Genomic DNA, 16,936 nt, shown 5'->3' on the forward strand with positions numbered 1-16,936 from the left:
CCGCGCCATAGAAAGAAGAATTTGCTTTTCTTTACAAGAGGAGGTAATTGAGAGGACTGCGCCTGTCTAAATCAACAGCAATTCTACTCTGCACTAAAGAACTAACCCAACTCAAGGATGCACCTGCACTTGCCTTACCTGTGACTCACTTTCTTCTACCCTAACCTCCTTTCCACGCAATTGCGCCAGGAAAAACAGCAGAATTCCCACCGGCAACAGCACGCTAAGCCCGAACATTCCTTCATAGAAGTGCGGAATATTCCCCAGGCCCAGCCAAAACAAGGTACCCTGCAGAAAGAGAAGCGCCTCAGTCCCCACAAAGGCAAACAGAAACAAACCCATTCCCCAGCGGCTTACCGTTTTCCGGAAACTCAGCCAGCCAAGCTGGGTGAAGAACGCGAACACAAACAGGCTAATAAAACCGATGAGCACCAGATGCAGGTACCCGATGATAAAGAACCTAAGCTTGAACGCCAGATCAGCCATGTAGGGGAAAGCCGTGAGCAGTTGCATGATGGTCTTTAGGGTGAACGCCAACAGGGCCAGCAGAACCAAGCCGCGGCCCCAAGGGCCAAACAAAGCCAGGATCTGTCGCCGGGCGGGCCAGAGCATTCGCAGGAAAAGGCCCAGCGCCGCTACTTGTACCAACGCTGAAGCTCCGCCTGCTAAAAACACGGCTATATCAGGTTTCGTCCAGAGGACGGAAAGCAGATATGCTGGCAGGCAGGACCAGAACATCTGGAGAAAAAAGGGGTTGGAGGTCTTTACCGGAAAAGTAATTTGATGGCGCTCCAGGAGCCAGAACACCAGCCCCAGCACCGCAAAGGTAAACCAGCCGTTGTACTGGAAGTGCAGGTAAAAGTAGATGGCGTTGTAGTAGAGCTCACTGAAGGTTCGGCCGGTGGCCATGATGGGTCCCATAGCCCAGGGACCCAAGGAAGAAAGCGCCAGAAAAAACAGGGCGGCTTTCACGAACCGAAGCGATACCGGGTGTTTCTGCTGGATGGCGGGAACGGACTTTACATCTTTCAGGAACCGGTAAATAAACCAGTAGCTGAGCAGAATGTGCGCCGAAGAAAACGTAATAGAAGCCGCCGCATAGCCCTGCACTGGAAACGTGAGCAGCATGCCCAGCACCGCGCCTTGCGAGAGCCAGAACTGCCAGGTATAGGTGCGTTTGTGCTGAAGCTCGGGCGGCAGATACGCCACCAGCAACCCTACAAACAGCGCCGAATACAGCCAACCCAGCAAAGCCACATGGGAGTGGGCGTGCAGCAGGAATTTATAGTTAAGCCCGGCCACGGGGGCCACGAACATCCACCGCAGAAGCAGGCCTAAAAAAGCCACCACCACCAGGTTAAGCAGGGCTACCAGCAGCCAGTTTCGTTTGGAATGAATGTTCACGGGGGCAAATTTAAAAAGCGGAAACGGTACTCTTTATACCGCTGCCTCTGGGTTAAGTTGGGCTGTGGCCACGGCTTGCTGTACCAGCGCCAGCAGATCTTGCTGGAAAGCGCGGCTGCGGTCTTTGGCGTACCAGGTATGCACCTGGGTCATAAGTTGCTCGTGTGTGGCATCGGGGTTTTCGGCTTTGTAGCCCAGCAGTTGTTCCTGAATGGCGGTTGGCCGGGCACCCCAGGTAAACAGATGCTCGCCCGTGGCAGCATCCAGACAAATGGCACGGGCCCCGTTGCTCAGGCAGGTATCCATGAGGGCAGGATTCTGGTCGCGGAGCAGGATAGTCAATTCTATAGACGGGATTTCTTCGGCGATGCCCGCCATGGCCGGAACCAGTTGGGCGCCATCGCCACACCAGGCTTCTACCAACACCAGCCATTTCCAGTCGGGTTGGTGGGTTTGCAGGAGCTTGCCAAGTTCTGGGGTAAGCGCAAACTGCTTTTCTACCCGCTTCATGCGCTGCAGGTTCAGTTTGGTGAAGTCAATGCGTTCTGGGGTGGGCTCGTCTCCGGTGGTGGTTTTCTGTTCCACTACTTCCTCCACCAGGGCCCGGTAGGCCACATAGGTCAACGGATTCACTAACTCAATTTCAGATATGGCCAATGTTTTCATCTTGCTGTTTTTTTATCTGACAAAGGTACCTTCCTCCCTTCCGCCAGAAAATGATATCCATCACCCCTGCCGCTGCCATTGCCCTAAAATCCTGACTACTACATACTGTAAAACAGCATGTTAGCGTTGGCCGTTTTGGGCCTGTTTTGGCCAAAACAGGCCCAAAACAGAATTCCTTTCTTCCTCCGCTCCGCGAAAGCCACCTCAAAAGAAAGACGCAGGCCTTGAGCCTGCGTCTTTAACCAACCTTCTAACAAAAAGTATTCATCGACCCAGCCCCAGAAGATGTACTTCTGTTTTGGGCCTACTTTCTACAAAACAGCCTTAAAACAGAACTGTTTTGGATATTTGGTTTTTTAAATGTCCTTTCTGGAAAAGATTCTGTTGGAGCTCAAAACAGGCACCAGAATCCAGACCACCAGCAGTCCGAAGGACAGCGTGATACCCCAGAGCCCGCCCAGTATACTCTTGTACAGTGCGCCTGTGTACCCCATGAGGGCAGACACGTCCAGGTTGAGCAGCACAATAATGCGGCCTAGGTCAATAGGGTTAAGGGCGGTGAGGCCCAGCGTGGCATTTTCCAGGGGATAATCACTGAAGGAATACAGGATGAACAACACAATGCCGTCATAGATAAGCGCGAAGTAAAACCAGAGCAGCAGTGAAATGCCTATGCCCTTTGCCTTGTCACGGGTGAGCACCGAGGCCAGAAATGCCAGCCCTACAAAGATGAAGGTGATGAGCACGCCCGTGAGGACCAGGTAAAGGCCCGTCACGCTGGCCCCGAACAACAACACCGGCACCCCTACCCCCAAAAGAAACGCCCCCGACAGCGAACAGGCCACGCCCAGGTATTCGCTCATGAAGATTTTCTTGCGGTTAATGGGTTGCGCTACCAGCAGCTCAATGAACTCATAGGAGTTGTAAAAGTGCGTGGTGGCAAAGACAATACTGATCAAAGGCACGGTGAGCAGGATCAGGTTCAACAGGCTAAGGATTCCTTTATCGGGGCTGCCGCCCAGGTTGAACAGGCCTATGGAGAGCAATAACAGGAACAGCGTGTAAGCCAGTACAATTTTGTTCCGGACAATGTCATAGAAAACGTATTTGATGATCTTGGTCATGGCTTAGTCCTCCTCGTTCATGATTTTGGCAATGGCCCGGCTCAGGCGTTCTTCCTTGGCCTGGGCCTTAAGGGTGGCAATGGTCTCATGGAATTTAAGCTGTCCGTCCATAAGGCACATCACCTCATCTGCTACCTCCTCCACCTCGCTCATAATGTGCGAGGTGATCAAAATCAGCTTCCCTTTTTTCTTTTCCTTCAGGATTTTGCACTTGAGAATCTCCGCGGAGATGGGGTCCAGGCCGGCGGTAGGTTCATCCAGGATCAGGATCTGGGGGTTGAACATGAACGCCAGGGCCGCGCTCACTTTCTGCTTGGTGCCCCCTGAGAGAGAACCCATGCTTTTGTCATACATGGCTTCCAGCCCGTAAAGGCCAATCAACTCCTCGTCAATCTCCTTTACGTCTTTCCTGATGTCCCGGATCATGCTCACCACCTGCCGTATTTTCATGTTCTCTGGGTAGCGGCCAATCTGGGGCATATAGCCAATCTGGCTGCGGTAAGCGTGCTTGTTAAGGATGCTCTTGCCAGAGAGTTTAATATCACCGCTGTCTGGCAGCACCATGCCCAGCAGGCATTTGCTCAACGTGGTCTTCCCTGACCCATTAGGCCCGATGATGGAAATAACCCGGCCCAGGGCAAAGTCAATGCTCACGTTGCGGAGCACCGGCAACTTGCCGTAAGACTTGCATAAGTTTTCTATCTTAATCATCTTTCTATCCTCCTCATCATCGGTTTTACATCCAGCAGATTCTCCGGAATGAAACTGGGCAGCACCTTTTCCAGGTTATCCATCATGTCTACCATAAAGCTGCGCATGAACATGACAGACGGTGGCACCTTCTCTACCAGCATGGAGTACAGGCTCACCGGCCGGTACGGCACGTCACCCACCTTGTCTTTGTTGAGGTCATAGCCCGCGTACTTGTCCCAGTAGTTGTGGGCGAAGTAGTTGTCTGTGGAGTTGCCGTTGGTGCTCACGTCAAAGGAGTTGCTGGTGAAGTTGTTGAGTTTGAAGGTGTCTTCAATGCAACTGGTGAGCAGCCGAATGGCCCAGCCGTTGTGGTCAAAGCTGTTCTTGTACACGGTGAGCCGGCTGGAGCTTTCCATGTAAATGCCGGCGGTGTTGCGCCTAAAGGTGTTGTGCTTGATCACGCTCTGCGAAATCTCCTTCAAAAGCAGGCCGTAAGACGCCGCGCCCCAGTTTTCTTCAAAGGTGTTGTGCTCCATTCTGATGTTGCGGGTATACATCACGGCCACACCAGCGCCGTTCCGCCGGAAGGTATTGTGGGTGTACACGTTGCCGTTGGAGAACATGAAATGCAGGCCGTAGCGCAGGTTGTGCTGGCTTAGGTTGTCTTTCACGTGGCTGTCTTCCACAAACTCCAGGTAAATACCGTCGCGGTGGCCTTTCACCTGGTTATTAGCGATAAGAGCGTTGTTGCAGTGCCAGAGATGGATGGCATTGCCCAGCGAAGACTCGTTCTGGTCGGTGACATCTTTGCCCCACACCACGTTTCCCCTGATCACGCAGTTGTCTGAGTTCTGCAGGTAAATCCCGAAGTAAGAGTTAAGGATGGTATTGTTCAGGATCTGTACCTGGCTGCGCTCCACCACCCGTATGGCGGCGTCATCCCTGATATAACTGGTTTTGATGTTTTTAAGCGTCAGCCCCTGCACCTTCACCCGGTCGGCGGTAACGGTGATGATCTGGCCTTTGTAGTTTCCGTCAATAACGGCGTTTTTCTGGCCCAAGAGGGTAATGGGTTTGTTGATCTCTATGCCGTGCTCGCGGTAAAGGCCCGCTTTTACCAGCACCGTGTCACCGGGCCGGGCTTTCTGCACGGCCTGTTTCACCGAGCTATAGGCACAGGTCTTGCACACGATAAGCGTGGCGGCTGTAGCCTCAAAAGCGCCCAGCAGCCCCAGCACCATGGCCAGGAAAAAGATATGTTTACTCAGGTCTTTCATTGTTTTGAACCGCCAACACGGCTTCGTTCCAGGTAAGCAGACGGCCGCCGTTTTCTTGTTGCAGCGCCACCGCCGACGATTTATTCTCTACCGCCAGTAAATGCATTCCCATGGGGCTGGGAATGGCTTTGCTTTGCACATAGGTAGCCTGGCGGGCATCTATCAGTTTAGAGGGATTGGTAAAGTCACTCACCAGCACAAAAGCGGCTTTATCCTGGAGCTCTGGTTGCTCTTTCAGATAAGCTATCAGGCATTCACCGGAGTCAAAGAAGAAGGCTTTCCCTTTCTCATTCACTATTTCGGCGCCGAAGCGGTTATCTGCCACGGTCATGTTGCAGTGGGCGCAGTTGGCGGCGCCAAACGGTATTGGTTTGGGCTCCACCTGGCAGCTCCCCATGATCCCAATGAGCAGCATCAGGATAAAAAGAAGGGATAAGTCTTTCATACCAGGGTTGGTTTAGGCCGCAGGATTTCCTGTGGTTTTGCCATTTTAGGCGTGAGAAAATAAATAAGCAGAGAAATCACCACCGCCAGAAACACTCCTAAACTACCCCAGCCGGGCAAAGAAAGCGCGTCAAAGTTGAGCAGGGTTTTACTTCCTAACAGCGGGGGAACATAGGTCATGCCCGGTACCTTAATGGGGGCGGTAGGGCTAAGGTTGGTGCCAAATTTTTCAAGCCACAGGTAGAAATCCAGCAGGCCCACGGCCCCGCCCAGCATGAGCAGCGCAGACCAGGCCAGCACCAGCCTGCGCCGGCCTATAAAAGCCACCAGCACCCCCGTCACTATAAACCCGATCACCAGGTAAGGCATGATGGTAAGTTCTTTGAAAGACTCGGCGTGGATGGGCTCCATGCCAATGTAGTGGTTGAGGATATTGAAGTTTTGGAGGGAGCTTTCGGTGTTACCGGAGATTTTATTGACCCAGATATGCATTTCCAGGCCTTCGGGGTATTGGGGGGCTTTCAGGTAAATCTTCCACATAGGAAAGAGAAACAACAGGCCCAGTGATAAGGCGGCTACCACCATCAGTACTCTAGAAGAGGTTTTCATCCTTAGTTGGGTTAGAAAAGGTTGGTTGGGGTTTCTGCTTGCAGGCTAAGCTGTTTTAAGCCTGTTTTGGCCAAAACGGCCCTAAAACGCACCCCCTGTTTTTGTTGGGCCAGGGCCCGGTCAGGTACCTGTTTCAAGCCAGTTTTTCTGAAAATAGGCCCAAACCAGGAAATTATTGGTGGGGGCTGCCGGAGCAGCCCCACCAATGTCAATCCTCTCTATTTCAGGGCTACACTGGCGGCTTTTTTCTTGCCGGTGGAGAACGAGATAGGCACGTTAGATCCTTTTGGAGACACCCTTAGGTAACCTTGCATCTCCTGGTGCAGGGCAGAGCAGAAGTCGGTGCAGTAGAAGGGGAACACACCCGCTTTCTTAGGCACCCATTTCAGGGTCTGGGTGGCACCTGGCATGATCAGGGTCTCGGCGTTGTTGGCGCCCATGATCGCAAAGCCGTGCGGTACGTCCCAGTCTTGCTCCAGGTTGGTCACGTGGAAGTACACCGTATCTCCTACCTGCACCCCCTCAATGTTGTCTGGGGTCATGTGGCTTCTGATGGCGGTCATTTTCACGCGCACCACGTTGCCCTGGCGGGTCACGCTGGCGTCACTTTCCTTCTTGGCCACATAGGCGTGCTTGTTCTCGTCCAGCTTATGGAATTTCACGCTCTTAGGGGCTACCAGGTCTGCTTTAATGGCCTGCGCGTAGTGCGGTTCGGCCACGGTTGGGAAGTCAAGGAGCAGCTTCATCTTCTCACCGCTGATGTCAATCAACTGCGCGGCGTGGGCCAGTTCTGGGCCAGTAGGCAGGTAACGGTCTTTGGTGATCTTGTTCATGGCCACCAGGTATTTGCCATATGGCTCTTTGGTGTCACCGCCCGGGATCATTAAGTGACCTACAGAGTAGTACACCGGAATTCTGTCTACCACTTTAAAGTCTTTCAGCTTCCATTTCACAATCTCAGAAGACACGAACATAGAGGTGTAGGCGTTTCCTTTGCCGTCAAACTCCGTGTGCAACGGCCCCAGGCCTGGTTCTTTCACCTCGGCGGCCAGTACAGACTCGTATTTCAATACCGGAATGCCATTTTTCTCGCCGTCAAACTGCTTGTTCTTGATGGCTTCCTGCATTTTAGAGAAAGAGAAAACCGGAATAGCCGAAGCCAGTTTACCACTCACCACCATAAACTCACCGCTTGGGTCTACGTCTATGCCATGCGGCGATTTAGGAGCAGGCAGCAGGTACATCAGACCTGGGCAGTCTTCGGGCAGCAGGTAGCGCACTTTTTTCTTCACCGTTGACTTGGCGGTGTGCGTGCCCTTGTCCATTTTGTTGTGGTAGTAGTTAGCCGGCATCTCGCGGGCTTTGCCTTCTTTGGCATATTTAGCCGCCAGTTTCCAGTTCACCGCCGCCAGGTAGTCCTTGTCATTCTGTGAGGCGCCTACTTCTTTCAAAGTACCGGCTTTCTCAGAATTATAGGTGGTAAAGAACACCCAGTCCTCAGAAGGTCCTTTGCCGCCGTTGGCCAGGTCATAGTCAAAGCCGGGCACCAGAATCTGGAAGTCCAGGTCCATGTCACCTTTCTCCTGGTCTACCTTGATAAAGGAGATAGAGCCCCTAAAGGTGTCTTTGTATGAGTCAAGGCTTACATCGCCGGTGCCGCCTTTCATGTCCAGCGGAACGCTGAAACGGGTACCGGCAATCACGTACTCATTGTTGTTGGTAGGGTACGGAGAGCAGTGGTTACCGGCGCTGTTAGGCAGTTCCATGATCTCCACGGTCTCAAACGTGGTCAAGTCAATTCTGGCTACCCGCGGGGTGTTGTTACCGTTCACAAACAGCCAGCGCCCGTCGGTCATGCCTTTGGAGCGCGACAGCTTAGGGTGATGGAGGTCATCCCAGGGAACAAAGCCGTGGGAAGTCTGTAGCATGGCCTTTGACTCTTCTGAGTAGCCATAGCCGTTCTCTGCGTGCTGTGAGAACACCGGAATGATCTTGAGCAGGCGGCCAGACGGCAGGCCATACACAGACACCTGGCCGTTAAACCCACCAGACAGGAAGGAGTACAGCTCATCATGCTTGCCCGGCGCCACATACACCTGTGAGGCGGCATCTGAAGAGAGCGCCGAGGCGGTAGCCCCGGTGGCGTCATTGCCATTGGTCTTTTGGCAGCCTTGCAGGGCCGTGCCGGCAGCTACCGTTAGGAGAAGAGCGGCGGCAGGCGCGGCCTTTCTCAGTTTATTCAGGATTGTTTCCATAGAATAGGGTGAGATTAATTAACCTTTAGATTTATCGTTTTGCCTCAGGTATTCCAGAAGGGCGCGGGCATCTTGCTCATTCACGTTCTGGTTGGTCATTTGCGTTAAGTGCTCGGCCAGAAGTTTCTTGGCGGTGGGGTCCTGCTTGGTCATTTCCTCAGGATTGATGACCATGTTCATGATCCACTCCGGTTTGCGGCGTTCGGTCACCCCGGCCAGGCCAGGACCTACAACTTTTTGGTCAGACAACTGGTGGCAGGCCGAGCATTTTCCCTCAAAAAGGGACTTGCCGGTAGCAGCCAGCGCCTGGTCTACCTCTGCCCCTACTTCTACTGATTTCACCGGCCCCACCCCTTTGCCTTCATCTGCGGCGGGCGCCTCAGCGGCCACGGGTGCCTCTGTGGTGGTCTCTTCCTTAATGTTATATTCTTCTTTGGTTTCTTTCTTTTCTGAGGAGCAACTAAACAAAAGAGCGGCGCACACCAGCGCTACCGCGTTCACTTTCAGCGGAGTTTTGATGCGGTTAATAAATTGGATAAGCTGTTTTTTCATGGGTTTAAAAATTAAGGTTAAAAGGATGGGTGGTGATTGATTTCTGAACAAATGTATTTGCCCCACTAAAATTAATAAAGGACCTTAATCTCTTTTATTAATGACCATTGTCATTTTCTCTCTTGCCCTGCGGTAAGACCTTTGAACAACAAATACCAGAGAAAACACGGGGCAGACCTTGGGTTGGGGTATTGGGGATAATAGCGGGCCAGATCATATTTCACTCTTCAGGCTCTCTAATAACCAAAACCTTAATGCCAAGGAGCCTGCACCCGGTATTCTGGCTCCACTTTTTCAACCCGCTTTTGAATTAACTTTTACCTATTACAATCATGAAGTACAAAAAACTCTGGCTGGGATTCATTGCCGTCATGGTGGGTTCCTTTGCTGTTCTCGGGTACTACGGATCTGAGATTTACCGGAAGGCGCCGCCTATCCCTGACAAAGTGGTCACTGCCTCGGGCAAAACCATTTTCACCGCCCAGGACATCAAAGACGGGCAGAATGTCTGGCAATCTATTGGGGGTCAGGAACTGGGCTCCATCTGGGGCCATGGCGCCTATGTAGCCCCAGACTGGACCGCCGACTGGCTACATAAAGAAGCCATGTTCTTTCTGGACCGCTGGGCCCAGGAGGCCAAAGGCACCAAGTTTGACGCGCTGGACGTAGAAACCAAGGCCATGCTGCAGGCCCGCCTGCAACAGCAGATCAGGGCCAACACCTATGATCCCGCCACCGGCACCCTGGCTATCTCAGACCTGCGCGCCGAGGCCATTGCCGGCGTAAGCGAGCATTACACCGGGCTCTTTATGAATGATCCGGCCCTGGCCAAGTACCGTGATGCCTACGCCATGAAAGACAACACGGTGCAGGACCCCGTGCGCATGCGCAAAATGAACGCCTTCTTCTTCTGGGCGTCATGGGCCTGCGTGACCCAGCGCCCCGGCCTGGACATTACCTATACCAATAACTGGCCCGCCGAGGAACTGGTGGGCAACCGCCCCAGCAGTGACCTGATCATCTGGACCGGTTTCTCCGTGATTGTCTTGATAGCCGGTATCGGGCTGCTGGCCTTCTATTATGCCTCTAACAAAGAAGAGGAGATAGATATAGAAAAACTCCCTAAGGAAGATCCCCTGCTGGGGCTGCAGGCCACCCCTTCCATGAAGGCTACGCTGAAATACTTCTGGATTGTGACCGCCTTGTTTGTGGTGCAGATCACGCTGGGTGTGGTAACTGCGCACTACGGCGTGGAAGGCCAGGCCCTGTACGGCTTTGATCTGGCCAACTTCCTGCCCTACTCCATTACCCGCACCTGGCACGTACAGTTGGCCATCTTCTGGATTGCCACTTCCTGGCTGGCCACTGGTCTCTACATTGCCCCGGCCGTGTCTGGGTATGAGCCTAAATTCCAGCGTCTGGGCGTGAACTTCCTGTTTATCTGCTTCCTCATTATTGTGGTAGGCTCTCTGGCCGGCCAGTGGTATGGCGTTATGCAGAAACTGGGCTACGCGCAAAACTTCTGGTTTGGGCACCAGGGCTATGAGTACGTGGACCTGGGCAGGTTCTGGCAGATATTTCTGCTGATTGGCTTGTTCCTGTGGCTGTTTTTGATGGTGCTCGCTATTTTGCCTGCCTTTAGAAGAGAAGCCGAAGGCCGCCATTTGCTGGGCATGTTCATGATCTCCTCGGCTGCTATTGCCTTGTTCTGGGCCGCCGGCCTTATGTGGGGCCAGCACACCAACCTGGCGGTGGCCGAATACTGGCGCTGGTGGGTGGTCCACCTTTGGGTAGAAGGCTTCTTTGAAGTGTTTGCCACCGTGGTGATTGCCTTCCTGTTTGTGCGAATGGGCTTGCTGGAGGTAAAACTGGCCACCGCCACCGTGTTGTTCTCCACCATCATCTTCCTGTTTGGCGGGATCATAGGCACCTTCCACCACTTGTACTTCAGCGGCACGCCTACGTCGGTGATGGCTTTGGGCGCCACCTTTAGCGCCCTGGAAGTGGTGCCATTGGTCTTGATTGGGTTTGAGGCCTACCATAACTTCAAGATCAGTAAGATTACCCAATGGATTGTGGCCTACAAGTGGCCTATCTACTGCTTTATTGCAGTAGCCTTCTGGAACCTGGTTGGGGCCGGCGTGTTCGGCTTCCTGATCAACCCTCCCATCGCACTCTATTACATGCAGGGGCTCAACACTACCCCGGTGCACGGCCACACCGCTTTGTTTGGGGTGTACGGCGTGCTGGGCATAGGCCTGATGCTGTTCGTGCTCAAAGGTCTTTCGGGCCGCAGACGCTGGAAAGATGGCGTGATCAGCTTCGCCTTCTGGTCCATCAACATCGGGTTGGCCCTTATGGTCCTGATCAGCGTGCTGCCAATTGGCTTGATGCAAACCTGGGCCAGCGTGAAATACGGCCTGTGGTACGCCCGCTCCATGGAATTCATGCAGACAGACACCATGGAAACCTTGCGCTGGATGCGCGTAATTGGGGACACCATCTTCGCCGTGGGCGTGGGCGCTTTGGCCTGGTTCGTGGTGGGGCTCAAGACCGGCTGGTCTCTGGAAGAAGATGAAGACGTGGCCCAAAGCGTAGAACGCAAACGGGAGAAGATGGTGCGGTAAGCGCTTTCTCTTCTTCATAAAAGGAAAAGGAAGGATCTGTTTTCAGGAAAGGCCGCTGTTTTAAGCCCCATTTCCTGAAAACAGGCCCAAAACAGAAAGTCTAGTTCTTATTTCCCGTTAGGCCCTGCCACGAGCAACAAACTGGTTTTAGCGTACCCGTTGCCCTGGCAGGGTCTTTCTTTTTGCAGAAAGCAGAAACCAAAATATTGCTAATACCCGCTCCCCTGTTTTAGGGCCGTTTTTCAGAAAACACCTCTAAAACAAAAACCTCCAAGCCCTTAAATTCAGGCACCATTCACTTTTAAGCCTCATTCCCAAAGTAGGGGTCAAGGCCCGAAATCAGGGGTTTGCCTGGGTTGGTTGACTATACTCAAAAAAGTAATACCTATCATTTTCCCGGGTGACAGGCATCATCCATTACTCTTGAAAATCAACCTACTTTTACATATCTATACAATTAAGAACCAACCTTTTATCAGCCATGAAAACCTCTACCAAAACCAAAGCGGTTCAATTCCTCGGGATTGCAATCTACTGCCTGGGCCTGCTCTTCTCTTGCACCGATGTGAAAAAAGAAAGGGAGATCGCCTCGGCGGCCATTGCGGCCGGCTCTAAAGTTCTTCCGCAGATAGAGGCAGAGCTGACCAACGCACCCAACGTGCCCCGGCCCATTGCCCGGAAGTACCCAGCCAAAGTGGTGGTGCGCCTGGAGGTAACCGAAGTAGTACAAAAATTAGCCGATGGCGTGGAATATACCTTCTGGACCTTTGGGGGCTCCGTACCGGGTAAATTCATAAGAATACGGGAAGGAGACGAGGTGGAGTTCCACTTAATGAACCACCCAGACAGCAAAAACCCACACAACATTGACTTACACGCCGTTTCTGGTCCTGGTGGGGGTGCTGCCTCCACTTTCACGGCCCCGGGTCACGAAACCATTTTTGACTTCAAGGCCCTAAATCCGGGTCTCTACGTGTACCATTGCGCCACTGCCCCGGTGGGTATGCACATTGCCAACGGTATGTACGGTCTTATTCTGGTAGAGCCTAAAGAAGGGCTTCCGGCCGTAGACAAAGAATATTACGTAATGCAAGGCGATTTCTACACCAAAGGTGACTTTGGCGCTCCTGGACTGCAGCCTTTTGACATGACCAAAGCCCTGAAAGAAGAACCTACCTATGTGGTGTTCAACGGCTCTGTGGGCGCGCTTACCGGTGAGAAAGCCCTTACCGCGCAAACCGGCGAAACCGTACGCCTTTTTGTAGGCAACGGCGGACCTAACCTGATCTCTTCCTTCCACGTGATTGGTGAGATCTTTGACAAAGTGTACCAGGAAGGCGGCTCTAAAGTAAACGAGAACGTGCAGACCACGCTGGTTCCGGCCGGGGGCGCCGCCATCACGGAGTTCAAAGCCGATGTACCGGGCAACTACGTGCTGGTAGACCACTCCATCTTCAGGGCCTTCAACAAAGGCGCGCTGGGCATGCTCAAAGTGCAGGGCAAGGAAGACAAAAAAGTATACTCCGGGCAGATCATGGACAAAATCTATCTGCCTGAAGGCGCCACCGTACAGGAAATGCCTGACTCCAAAGCCCCCCTGGCCCCGGTGGCCGCTACCAAAGACGGACGTATAGCCTTAGGAAAAGCGGTGTTCACCCAGAACTGCCAGGCCTGTCACCAGGCCGAAGGACAGGGGATCAAAGGCGCTTTCCCGCCCATTGCCAAGTCTGACTACCTCAACGCAGATGTGAACCGCGCCATTGGCGTAGTGGCCCACGGTCTGGAAGGCCAGATAAAAGTAAACGGCGAGCTCTACAACAGCACCATGCCTAAACTCACCCTCACAGATGAGCAGATTGCCAACGTGCTTACATTCGTGTATAACCAGTGGGGCAACAAAGGCGTGGAAGTAACCACTGAACAGGTGAAAAAAGTAAGGGCCACCCCGCCTAGCCACTAAGCTGTAAGAAACCCTGGGCAGCAGAGGGCCGGAGGCTTCACCCCCTTCGGCTCTCTGCTCCTTTCAGTTGAAGCCTTAATTTTAATTTCAGTAGTACTCTTTACCCTATTGCCATGTACCGCCTCTTTTTACTTGCTATCTGCCTCCTGGCTTTTCCCCCTGCGGGGATGGCGCAGAAAAACCCTTCCACTGGTCTGGTCATGATCAAAGGCGGTAGCTTTGTGCCCCTGTATGGTCCAGACGCCAAGCCGGTGAAAGTGCAGTCCTTCCAGTTAGACGCCTACCCTGTGACCAACGCCCAGTTTGAGGCCTTTGTGCAGGCCTACCCTAAATGGCGCAAGGCTACCGTGAAAAAGATCTTCGCGGATCAGAATTACCTCAAACACTGGGCAACTCCTCTGGGCGTGGGCCCCGATGCGGCAAAGATCAAAAACAGCCCCGTCACCAACGTCTCCTGGTTTGCCGCCAAGGCCTACTGTGAGTGCCAGGGCAAACGCCTGCCTACTTCCAATGAATGGGAGTTTGCGGCCCTGGCCAGCGAGACCAAGCCAGACGCCACCAATGACGAAAAGTTTTACCAACGCAGCCTGGAATGGTACAGCAAACCTAACCCTAAGTACTTGCCGCCGGTAAAAGAAAGCTTCAGGAACTATTACGGCGCCTACGGCATGATTGGCCTGGTCTGGGAATGGACCCAGGATTACAACTCGGCGTTATTGGTGGGCGAAGGCCGGTCCAACGCCAGCCTGGACAAGCAGGAATTCTGCGGGTCTGGGGCCAGTGGGGCCACCAACGTGAAAAACTACGTGGCCTTTATGCGCTATGCGTTCCGGTCCAGCCTCAAGGCCAACTACACCGTGGCCAACCTGGGCTTCCGGTGCGCTTCCAGCATGCCGGTGGCCTCCCGCTAAGCCGGGGTAGTTCGTTTACTTTTATTTACCAGTGCTATGAAACGTTTCTCTTTTTCTACCCCCCTTTTACTGGCGGCATGGCTGCTGGTCGGTTGCCAGGACACTCCCGGTGACCAGCCCGTGCTGGACCAGGCCTCCACCCCTGCTGCCGTGCAAGCCAACGCCCCTGTCTCAGACCTCTCCATCTATAACCTGGAATCTGACTGGACCACCCAGGTTGGCAAGGAAATAAAGCTGGACGCCTTCAAGGGCAAACCGCTGCTGGTCTCCATGGTCTACACCAGCTGCGCCTTTGCCTGCCCTAGAACCGTGGCCGACCTGCAGATCATAGAGAAAGGCCTGGCCGATTACCAAACCAATGACTTCCACGTGGTACTGGTGACCATAGACCCGGCGCGTGACACCACCGCCCGCCTGCAGGCCTTCGCCGCCGAGAACAACCTGAACCTGAACCGCTGGACACTCCTGACCAGCACCTCAGACAACATACAGGAACTGGCCGCGATCTTAAACGTGAAATATAGAAAAGCACTTAACGGCGAATTTGCCCACTCCAACCTGATCACCCTGCTCAACGCCCAAGGCGAAATTGTGCATCAGCAGCAAGGCCTGGGCGCCTCTCCAGAGGAAACCCTCACCAAAATGAAGGAGTTGCTGCCGCCTGTTCAGAAGTAAAACGGGTATTGAGGAATTATCAGCACTTAACTTTCAGCTCAAAAACCATCAGCAGCGTCTCTTACACCAGACTCTCCCCTTGAGGGGAGCGCAGAGGGGTGTTTACACAGGAGAGCGGGCTTTGCAGATAAACTTTATAAAGTTCTGTGCTTTCCATTGGTTCTGGGAGATTGTCAGGAATGCGTGCATCAAAAGATGTAAACACCCCTGTGCGCTCCCCTCAAGGGGAGAGTCTGCATTTAGTAGGTGATATTACGTTTTGAGGCCGTTTTCCAGAAAACGGCCTCAAAACGGTTTTTTTTTGTAAAACGGAGAAATTACTCCTTCTTGAATTTGATCCGGCAGGTGAAGGCTAGTTTATAGACCACTTGCCCGGTTTTGGGATTGAGTAGCGTGATCTTGCCTTCCTCCTTCAGTTTCTCAAAGGCCGTGAGGTAGTTTTCGCGGCTGTAGGGCGTACCCACGTTGTGCTTCTGGTAGATTTTTTCCAGGGTCATGCTGTGGAAAAGGGCCGCCTTCTGGGCCAGATCCTGCGTGAGCTTCATCTGGGAGAACGGCAGGTACTGGTAATACTCGGGCACCAGCACCTTAATGGCTTTCTGGTTCGCCCCGAAGAGCGCTACCCCGTCTTCCTGGTACTCGCAATACGGCAGCAGCTGTTCCTTGAACCGGGTATGGGCCAATTCATTTTTAGAAACCAGCAGCAGGTAAAACTGCGTCTGATCTTTGCCTGGGGCGTTAATCTTAAAGGTAGAAGTCTGAAACTCCCTGTCCAGCAGGCTTTCCTTGAACTGCTCCAGCGCGAACTTCTCTTTTTTAGAGGCGTGGCCTGCCCGGAGGAAAAACTCCCGGATCTTGGGCAAGCGGTCACCCAGCAAAGTGGCCAAGGCACTGCCTTCTTTGGCGGTTTTAAAGGCCGAGGCCAGGCGCTTGTATTCAAACAGCAGCAGAAAATCTGACTGACCCTGTTCCAGCGCCAGGTGCCATAGGTCCTGGGCCAGCTTGTGCCCAAAGGGATCAGTAGCCACAAAGGCCGGGGTGCCCTGGCTGAGTTGTTCCTTTACCCAACCTATGGTCTCAGGCGAATGCAGAAACACGGGTTTATGGTGCAGGTCCTCGTAAAAAGGCAGGGCTTCTACCTGCTCTTGCAACTGCTGCAGCCCGGCTTTGCTGCCGTCCAGAAAGACCGGCTGTACGGCCTTGTTGGCATCATAGCGGGAACCCGCGCTGATGAAAAGGTTCTTGAGTAGTTTATGGGAAGCGGTGGCGGCTACTTCGGGAGTGCTACTAGGAACTGCCTGCAGGTCCAGGTACAACAGGGGTTTGTCTACGGAAATCGTCTCTTCGGCTTGCCTTGCCTCTACCCAGGATTTGAAGAACGGCGGCAGCACCTCTGCTTTAATGGCAGGGGCTTCTGGTTGTTGCTTAAAAAAATCCTTAGGGTCACTCCCGGCCACGTTTTCTCTCCTCCATCAATTTGCCCCACCGTGCAGCGGCAACAAAACTAGCCTGCAAAATTACCTCTCTCCCCTGACATCTGAAAGCCGCCCGCAAACCTGATTTCCGTTTTACGGCTGTTTTCCTGAAAACAGGCCAAAAACAGAAAAGCTGCTCTCAGCCAGGGCCCTTTATGGAGGATTACGCACAGGCTCCCAAAAATGATAAAAGTCATCTTACAGGATGACCTTGGTCTCCGTGGGGGCGCTTTCCTCTCTTTAAATTGCCAGCTATAATCAGTA

At 53.2% G+C, this 16,936-nt stretch carries 14 protein-coding genes; 4 read left to right on the forward strand and 10 right to left on the reverse strand.

All coding sequences use genetic code 11. From position 1 onward, the window contains the following. Window positions 1–111: 111 nt before the first annotated feature. From TH63_RS11710 to TH63_RS11750, 9 genes are all read right to left on the reverse strand, one after another. Window positions 112–1,404 carry a hypothetical protein gene (locus TH63_RS11710; RefSeq protein WP_048921099.1) on the reverse strand — a complete coding sequence of 431 codons (1,293 nt, stop codon included), beginning with the start codon at window positions 1,402–1,404 and terminating at the stop codon, window positions 112–114. A 33-nt stretch (window positions 1,405–1,437) separates the two neighbouring features. Continuing rightward, window positions 1,438–2,070, reverse strand: coding sequence for a thioredoxin family protein (locus TH63_RS11715; RefSeq protein ID WP_048921100.1), 633 nt, complete (start codon window positions 2,068–2,070; stop codon window positions 1,438–1,440). 356 nt (window positions 2,071–2,426) lie between these two features. Next, window positions 2,427–3,194: an ABC transporter permease subunit gene (locus TH63_RS11720; protein WP_048921101.1), complete on the reverse strand. Its 768-nt coding sequence runs from the start codon at window positions 3,192–3,194 to the stop codon at window positions 2,427–2,429. Window positions 3,195–3,197: 3 nt separating this feature from the next. Then, entirely contained in the window at window positions 3,198–3,905 is a 708-nt protein-coding gene (locus TH63_RS11725; RefSeq protein ID WP_048921102.1) for an ABC transporter ATP-binding protein, read from the reverse strand. After that, window positions 3,902–5,164 (reverse strand): nitrous oxide reductase family maturation protein NosD, encoded by a 1,263-nt coding sequence (locus TH63_RS11730; RefSeq protein WP_053093796.1) that lies wholly within the window; start codon window positions 5,162–5,164, stop codon window positions 3,902–3,904. Before TH63_RS11730 ends, TH63_RS11725 begins: the two co-directional genes overlap by 4 nt. Further along, on the reverse strand, window positions 5,148–5,609 hold the full coding sequence (locus TH63_RS11735) for a nitrous oxide reductase accessory protein NosL (protein ID WP_048921103.1): 462 nt from the start codon (window positions 5,607–5,609) through the stop codon (window positions 5,148–5,150). The genes TH63_RS11730 and TH63_RS11735 overlap by 17 nt, the downstream gene beginning before the upstream one ends. After that, window positions 5,606–6,217 carry a hypothetical protein gene (locus TH63_RS11740; protein WP_048921104.1) on the reverse strand — a complete coding sequence of 204 codons (612 nt, stop codon included), beginning with the start codon at window positions 6,215–6,217 and terminating at the stop codon, window positions 5,606–5,608. Before TH63_RS11740 ends, TH63_RS11735 begins: the two co-directional genes overlap by 4 nt. A gap of 218 nt (window positions 6,218–6,435) precedes the next feature. Then, the gene (gene nosZ / locus TH63_RS11745) at window positions 6,436–8,472 is read right to left on the reverse strand and encodes a Sec-dependent nitrous-oxide reductase (RefSeq protein ID WP_048921105.1); all 2,037 of its coding nucleotides are present in this window, start codon (window positions 8,470–8,472) and stop codon (window positions 6,436–6,438) included. A gap of 18 nt (window positions 8,473–8,490) precedes the next feature. Beyond that, window positions 8,491–9,024: a c-type cytochrome gene (locus tag TH63_RS11750; RefSeq protein ID WP_048921106.1), complete on the reverse strand. Its 534-nt coding sequence runs from the start codon at window positions 9,022–9,024 to the stop codon at window positions 8,491–8,493. 332 nt (window positions 9,025–9,356) lie between these two features. On the opposite strand from TH63_RS11750, the gene TH63_RS11755 reads away from it, so the two are divergent. The 4 genes from TH63_RS11755 to TH63_RS11770 all read left to right on the forward strand — a co-directional run bounded on the left by TH63_RS11755 (window position 9,357) and on the right by TH63_RS11770 (window position 15,197). Next, window positions 9,357–11,651: a nitric-oxide reductase large subunit gene (locus tag TH63_RS11755; RefSeq protein ID WP_048921107.1), complete on the forward strand. Its 2,295-nt coding sequence runs from the start codon at window positions 9,357–9,359 to the stop codon at window positions 11,649–11,651. Between the two features lie 481 nt (window positions 11,652–12,132). Continuing rightward, entirely contained in the window at window positions 12,133–13,611 is a 1,479-nt protein-coding gene (nirK, locus tag TH63_RS11760) for a copper-containing nitrite reductase (protein WP_082161656.1), read from the forward strand. A gap of 167 nt (window positions 13,612–13,778) precedes the next feature. Continuing rightward, complete coding sequence (locus TH63_RS11765; protein ID WP_048922789.1) at window positions 13,779–14,522, forward strand: formylglycine-generating enzyme family protein; 744 nt, start codon at window positions 13,779–13,781, stop codon at window positions 14,520–14,522. Window positions 14,523–14,558: 36 nt separating this feature from the next. Next, entirely contained in the window at window positions 14,559–15,197 is a 639-nt protein-coding gene (locus TH63_RS11770) for an SCO family protein (protein ID WP_048921108.1), read from the forward strand. A 317-nt stretch (window positions 15,198–15,514) separates the two neighbouring features. On the opposite strand, the gene TH63_RS11775 is transcribed toward TH63_RS11770, so the two are convergent. Further along, window positions 15,515–16,654 (reverse strand): hypothetical protein, encoded by a 1,140-nt coding sequence (locus TH63_RS11775; RefSeq protein WP_048921109.1) that lies wholly within the window; start codon window positions 16,652–16,654, stop codon window positions 15,515–15,517. Window positions 16,655–16,936 lie beyond the last annotated feature (282 nt).

Source organism: Rufibacter radiotolerans (assembly GCF_001078055.1).
GTDB classification, from domain to species: Bacteria; Bacteroidota; Bacteroidia; order Cytophagales; family Hymenobacteraceae; genus Nibribacter; species Nibribacter radiotolerans.

Bases quoted from the DNA above. Each gene is read 5' to 3' on its own strand.
- TH63_RS11725 (WP_048921102.1), bottom strand. From the start codon at position 3,905: ATGATTAAGATAGAAAACTTATGCAAGTCTTACGGCAAGTTGCCGGTG.
- TH63_RS11730 (WP_053093796.1), bottom strand. From the start codon at position 5,164: ATGAAAGACCTGAGTAAACATATCTTTTTCCTGGCCATGGTGCTGGGG.
- TH63_RS11765 (WP_048922789.1), top strand. From the start codon at position 13,779: ATGGCGCAGAAAAACCCTTCCACTGGTCTGGTCATGATCAAAGGCGGT.
- TH63_RS11715 (WP_048921100.1), bottom strand. From the start codon at position 2,070: ATGAAAACATTGGCCATATCTGAAATTGAGTTAGTGAATCCGTTGACC.
- TH63_RS11735 (WP_048921103.1), bottom strand. From the start codon at position 5,609: ATGAAAGACTTATCCCTTCTTTTTATCCTGATGCTGCTCATTGGGATC.
- TH63_RS11720 (WP_048921101.1), bottom strand. From the start codon at position 3,194: ATGACCAAGATCATCAAATACGTTTTCTATGACATTGTCCGGAACAAA.
- nirK (WP_082161656.1), top strand. From the start codon at position 12,133: ATGAAAACCTCTACCAAAACCAAAGCGGTTCAATTCCTCGGGATTGCA.
- TH63_RS11740 (WP_048921104.1), bottom strand. From the start codon at position 6,217: ATGAAAACCTCTTCTAGAGTACTGATGGTGGTAGCCGCCTTATCACTG.
- TH63_RS11750 (WP_048921106.1), bottom strand. From the start codon at position 9,024: ATGAAAAAACAGCTTATCCAATTTATTAACCGCATCAAAACTCCGCTG.
- TH63_RS11770 (WP_048921108.1), top strand. From the start codon at position 14,559: ATGAAACGTTTCTCTTTTTCTACCCCCCTTTTACTGGCGGCATGGCTG.
- TH63_RS11755 (WP_048921107.1), top strand. From the start codon at position 9,357: ATGAAGTACAAAAAACTCTGGCTGGGATTCATTGCCGTCATGGTGGGT.
- nosZ (WP_048921105.1), bottom strand. From the start codon at position 8,472: ATGGAAACAATCCTGAATAAACTGAGAAAGGCCGCGCCTGCCGCCGCT.